This is a genomic window from Streptomyces odonnellii (assembly GCF_000981895.1).
Lineage (GTDB): Bacteria > Actinomycetota > Actinomycetes > Streptomycetales > Streptomycetaceae > Streptomyces > Streptomyces odonnellii.
In genome coordinates this window covers 1-5,648 of sequence record NZ_LATD01000047.1, presented here as the reverse complement: position 1 = coordinate 5,648, position 5,648 = coordinate 1, and the positions used below count along the sequence as shown (strand labels likewise).

The window sequence follows — 5,648 nt, the reverse complement described above, 5'->3', positions numbered from 1 at the left end:
GGGTACGGGGGCGGGGGCCCGTACGGGACTTCGGCCGGCACTGGCACCACGAGCTGGCGGTGACCGAGGTACGGCGCACCTTCGACCGCTGGATCGGGGCGCGGGCGCCCGGACCGGTGGTCCCCGAGGAGACCGGCGAGCTGAACTATCTGACGCACGCGGCGTGTTACGCGGGGCTGCACGAGGAGGCCAGGCACCTCTTCGAGCTGATGGGGACGCGGGCGGCGCGGGTGCCGTGGTCGTACACGGGTGATCCGGCCGAACAGATCACGGCGTTCCGCCGCGGGCGGCCGGAAGGCGCCCGGTGAGACGGCAAGCGGGGTGACGCCGGTCCGAGTCGGCGCCACCCCGCGACTTGCCGGATGGGTTCAGGGGTTCAGCGGTTCGGCGGGTCGTACGAACGGTGGCCGTACGGCAGTTGTCGTATGACAGCGGCCGTACGGCTCAGCCTGCGTCGGCTCAGACGCCGATGTCGCCGCCGTCCTTGCGCCAGACCGCCACGACCGACGGGCGGACCATCTTGCCCGGTCCGTCCGGCCACGCGCTCGCCGGCTTCTCGACGGTCGCGCCGTCGATCTCGCCCGGGTGCTGCACGGCGACCAGGACGCGGCGGTCCTGGATGACCGGACCACAGGTCTCGGCGCCGTTCGGCACGGTCAGGAACTGCTTCAGCTCACCGCGCCGCTCGCCCTGCGTGGCCACGCCGAACAGGCCGTCGTGGGTGCCGAGGGCGTTGCCGTCCGTCGAGATCCACAGGTTGCCGTGCGGGTCGAAGGCGACGTTGTCGGGGCAGGAGATGGGGCTGACCTTCTCCTTGGGGAAGCCCGCGAAGTAGGTGGACGGGTCCTTCGGGTCGCCCGCGACCAGGAAGAGGCGCCACGCGAAGCCGTCGCTCGCCGGGTCGTCCCAGTTCTCGGCCAGCTCCAGGATGTGGCCGTGCTTGTTGGCGTTGCGCGGGTTGGCCTCGTCCGGGCCCGCCTTGCCGGCCTTGCCGCGGTCGGTGTTGTTGGTCAGCGCGACATAGACACGGCCGGAGCGCGGCGACGGCTCGACGTCCTCCGGGCGGTCCATCTTGGTGGCGCCGACCTTGTCGCCCGCGAGGCGCGTGAAGACGTACACCTCGTCGGCGGTCATGCCCGGGACGTGCGAGACGTCGCCGGTGGCCAGCGGGATCCAGACGCCGGAGCCGTCGAACTCGCCGTCGTTCGGGAGCTTGCCGGTGCCGTCGAACTCGCCCGCCGGGCTGTCACCGGTCAGCTTCGCGACGTACAGCGTGCCCTCGTCGAGCAGGGTCAGGTTGTGCTGGTGGGCGGCGCGGCTGTTGCCCTGCTTCATCTGCTTCGACGAGACGAACTTGTAGAGGTAGTCGAAGCGCTCGTCGTCGCCCATGTAGATGACCGGGCGGCCGTCGGCGGTGAGGCGGGGCTGCGCGGCCTCGTGCTTGAAGCGGCCGAGGGCGGTGCGCTTCTTGGGCGTCGAGTCGGGGTCGTACGGGTCCAGCTCGACGACCCAGCCGTGGCGGTGGACCTCGTTGGGCTCCTGCTTGAGGTCGAAGCGCTTGTCGAACAGCTCCCACTTGCGCTCGGTGGCGCCGGTGCCGACGCCGTAGCGCAGGTCGGTGGGGCTGGAGCCGTTGGCGAAGTACTGGTTGAAGTTCTCCTCGCCGTGGAGCGTGGTGCCCCAGGGGGTGGTGCCGCCGGCGCAGTTGTTGAGCGTGCCGAGGACACGGCTGCCGGTGCGGTCGGCGGAGGTGCGCAGCAGCTCGCTGCCCGCGGCCGGGCCGGTCAGCTCGAACTTGCTGGTGGCGGTGAGGCGGCGGTTCAGCTCGTGCCGGGTGACGGCGGTGAGCTTGCCGCTCTTGCGGTCCTCCTCGACCACGACGACGGAGAGACCGTGGGCGGCCCAGGCGATCTCGACCTGCTCGCGGGTCGGGGCCGCGGAGTTGTAGCCCTTGAACATCAGGATCTCGTCGGTGTACTCGTGGTTGGCCACGAGGACCTGACGGCCGCGCTCGCCCTTGAGGGGCAGCAGGCTCAGGAAGTCGTTGTTGTAACCGAACTGGCCGGCCTGCGCCTTGGCGGTCTGCCGGTCCGGGTCGAAGGCCGGGGCGCCGCGCAGGATCGGGTCGCCCCAGCGGATGACGACGTTCTGGCTGTAACCGGACGGGACCGTGACCTGGTCGGCGACGTTGGGGGCGACCGGGGTGAAGCGGAGGCCGCGGGCGCCGTCGGGGGTGGGGGTGTGGCCGTGGCCCTTGCCGCCCAGCGGGGTCGCGGAGGCGACGTTGTCGGGGCCGGCCACGACGACCGCGGTGCCCGCGGCGGCGGCGACGGTCACGACGGCGGCGGCGCGCACCATGGAACGTCTTGACAGGGCACCGGCGATGATGTCGCCGGCGTACTCGTTGTCGCTGGTGTTGGGCACCTCATGGAAACAGGCGTCGCCGCATCGGTAACGGCAGGTGAGAGCGGAACGTCCGCCCGGGTGTGAGTTGAGCAGCGGCAGCAGTTTGCGCACTTTCGCCTCCGGTGGGTGTGGTGTCTCGGCGCGCCCCGCGCCGACATGGCCGACATAGTGTCGGGATGTCTCGGCCGTGACGCTAGGTGGGACGCCCAGCAAGGCGGCGGCGCCGGGGTGAACGAATCATGAACGCGGGGCGACCGGGTGGTCTGGGGAGGGTAATGCGTTGCGGGGCACGGGAGATGGAGGCGGGGCGGGTATTTCCCCGCGCCCCGGCGCGCGCTCCGTGCGTCCGCTGTACGTCCGTGGCGCATCACCCGTCCGTGGGCCACGCGGCCGGGGGGAGGCCGCCCCTGCCGTGGATCAACGGGACGGCCGCTAACCTTACGTATCCGCCCTGGCCAGGGATGCGCCTTTTCCCCGGCGGCGGACACCGCACCCAACTGATCTGAAAGGCCTCGCCCATGGGCATTCGGAGCTTGCTGCGCAAGGTGTTCGGACGCGACCGTGCGGAGGGGACGGCGGCCACGGCACCGAGGCCGACGGAGCCGGCCGAGGTGGCCGAGGTGGCCGAAACGGCCGGGGCGGCGAAGCCGGGCGAGACCGATGCCGATGCAGCGGCACCGCAGCCCTCCCCGGCCGAGACCGCGGCGGCGGACCTGGTGGCGGCGGCATTCGACAACCCCCGGACCCCGCCGCAGCCGGACGCCAAGACGGACGCAACACCGGTGCCGGATGCGGAAGTTCCGCCCACGGGGGCGTCGGCACCGGAGCAGGCGGCGGCACCCGGCGCGACGCCCTCGGCCGAGGGCGAGGCCGAGGTCACGCCCGTACGGTCCTCCGTGCCGGAGCCCGAGGTTCCGGCCGCGCGGATCCCTGAGCCGGAGACCGAGCCGAGCGCCACAACGGCCACCACCGAGCCCGAGGCGGAGGTCCCCACGCCGGTCAGGGCCACCCCGGAGGCCGCCGCAACGCTCGTGCCGGAAGCGGAAGTTACGGCCGCAACCACCTCCGTACGGGAACCGCAGACCGAGTCGACACCCACGCCGAAGACCCCGCCCCAGCCGGAGCCGGACACCGAGCTGACGCCTGCGCTCACAGCCGAACCCAAGGCAACCCCGCTGCCAGAGGCCGAAGGTACGGCCACGCCCGCGCCGGAACCGCTGGCCGTGGCGGCGCCCGCCACTGAGCCTGCGGCAACGCTCCCGCCGGAAGCGAAAGTTACGGCCGAAGCCACTTCCGTACCGGAGCCGCAGGCCGGGGCGGCGCCCGCACCGAAGGACCCGGCCCAGCCGGTACCGACGCTGACGCCTGCTCTCACAGCCGAGCCCGAGGGCGACGCCGCCCCGGAGGTCGCGGCTGTGTCCGTGGCGGAGCCACTGGTCGAGCCGACTCCCGCCCTCGCAACCGAAGCCGACGCAACGCCCCCGCCGGAGGCTGAAGTTCGGGCCGATGTGGTCCCCGTAGCGGAAACGCAGGCCGACTCGGCGCCCGAGCCGGACGCCGAGCTGGCGCCTGCCCTCGCAGCCGAACCCGACGTAACCCCTCTGCCTGAAGCCGAAGGTACGCCCGCACCCACGCCGGAACCGCTCGTCGAGACTGCGACCGCCACTCAGCCCACGGCAACGCTCGTGCCGGGAGCGGAAGTTACGGCCGCAGCCACCACCGCACCGGAGCCGCAGACCGAGTCGACGCCCGCCCCGAAGGACCCGGCCCAGCCGGTACCGACGCTGACGCCGGACGCCGAGCTGGCGCCTGCCCTCGCAGCCGAACCCGACGTAACCCCTCTGCCTGAGGCCGAAGGTACGGCCACGCCCGCGGCTGAGCCGCTCGTCGAGACTGCGCCCGCTGCGGAGGAGGCCCAGCCCGTACCGGCACCCGAGCCGAAGGCCGAGCCCGAAGGCGTCCTCGCGTCCGTGACGGGACTCGCCACGGAGGCAACCCCTGCGGCAGAGGCCGACGTTCCGGCCGCGCCCGCGCCGGAACCGCTTGCCGTGGCGGCGCCCGCCACCGAGCCCGAGGCAACGCTCTTGCCCGAAGCTGAGGTTGAGGCCGCAGCCACCTCCGTACCGGAACCGCAGGCGGAGTCGGCGCCCACGCCGGAGGCCCAGCCAGTACCGGCGCTGACGGCGGACGCTGAACTGACGCCCGCCCTCGCAGCCGAGACTGCCGCGTCCGCGGCGGAGCCGCTCGTCGAGACTACGACCGCCCTCGCGGGCGAAGCCGACGCAACGCCCCTGCCGGAGGCCGACGTTCCGGCCGCGGTCACCTCCGTACCCGCGCCGGAGCCGGAGGTCGAGCCCGGGACCGTACCGCCGGCGCCCGGGAGCGAAGCCGCACCCGCGCACCGCGGCGATCCCGGCGCCGCCGTGACGCTCGCTCAGGTTGAGGAGCGCGCCGGCGGGCTCGTGGCGCGTTACAGCGCCGCCGGGGACGCGCTCGCCGAACTCGGGATGGACGGGGCGCGGGCCAGTGTGTATCTCGTGCTCGACCGGTCCGGGTCCATGCGGACCTATTACAAGGACGGCAGCGCCCAGCACCTCGGCGAGCAGGCGCTCGCGCTGGCCGCGCATCTGGATGACAGCGCGACCGTCTCCGTCGTGTTCTTCTCCACCGAGATCGACGGGACCGGCGCCATCGACCTCGCCTCGTACGAGGGGAAGATCGACGAACTGCACGGCTCCCTCGGCCGGATGGGGCGGACCCACTACCACCGCGCCGTCGAAGAGGTCGTCGCGCTGCACGAGAAGGCCGGGGCCGACGGGCCCGCGCTGGTGATCTTCCAGACGGACGGCGCGCCCAACGCCGTACGCGCCGCCGAGCAGGCGTTCGCCGAGGCCGCCGAGCTGCCGGTCTTCTGGCAGATCGTGGCGTTCGGCGAGGAGGACGCCAAGGGCTTTGACTTCGCGCGCAGGCTCGGCGCGGACCCGGCCGCCAAGAACGTCGGGTTCTTCCACGCCGGCCCCACCCCCCGCGAGCTGCCCGACGCCACCCTCTACCGCGAACTGCTCACCCCCTGGCACGCCTCCCGGGCGAGCTGACCCGAAAGGTGCGCCGACCCGAAAGGTGCGCCGACCCGCACAGCGGAAGAAGCCACGCCGCCGGCCGCGTCACTCCGACGCGGCCGGCGGCAGTTTCACCGTCACGGCCAGTCCGCCCCCCGCCCCGCCGGGCGCGTCGGAGTCACC

Annotated in this window: 2 protein-coding genes and 1 pseudogene; 2 read left to right on the top strand and 1 reads right to left on the bottom strand. The window is 73.0% G+C overall.

Annotated features, from left to right (window positions below; all coding sequences use genetic code 11):
• Positions 1 to 308, top strand: a pseudogene (locus tag WH07_RS06575) (hypothetical protein); the annotation flags it as partial.
• 151 nt (positions 309 to 459) lie between these two features.
• Here WH07_RS06575 and WH07_RS06570 read toward each other — a convergent pair.
• Entirely contained in the window at positions 460 to 2,517 is a 2,058-nt protein-coding gene (locus WH07_RS06570; protein ID WP_046496445.1) for a PhoX family protein, read from the bottom strand.
• Positions 2,518 to 2,924: 407 nt separating this feature from the next.
• Here WH07_RS06570 and WH07_RS06560 point away from each other — a divergent pair, with 407 nt between their 5' ends.
• Positions 2,925 to 5,501 (top strand): VWA domain-containing protein, encoded by a 2,577-nt coding sequence (locus WH07_RS06560; protein WP_106409517.1) that lies wholly within the window; start codon positions 2,925 to 2,927, stop codon positions 5,499 to 5,501.
• Positions 5,502 to 5,648: the final 147 nt, after the last annotated feature.

Bases quoted from the DNA above. Each gene is read 5' to 3' on its own strand.
- WH07_RS06560 (WP_106409517.1), top strand. From the start codon at position 2,925: ATGGGCATTCGGAGCTTGCTGCGCAAGGTGTTCGGACGCGACCGTGCG.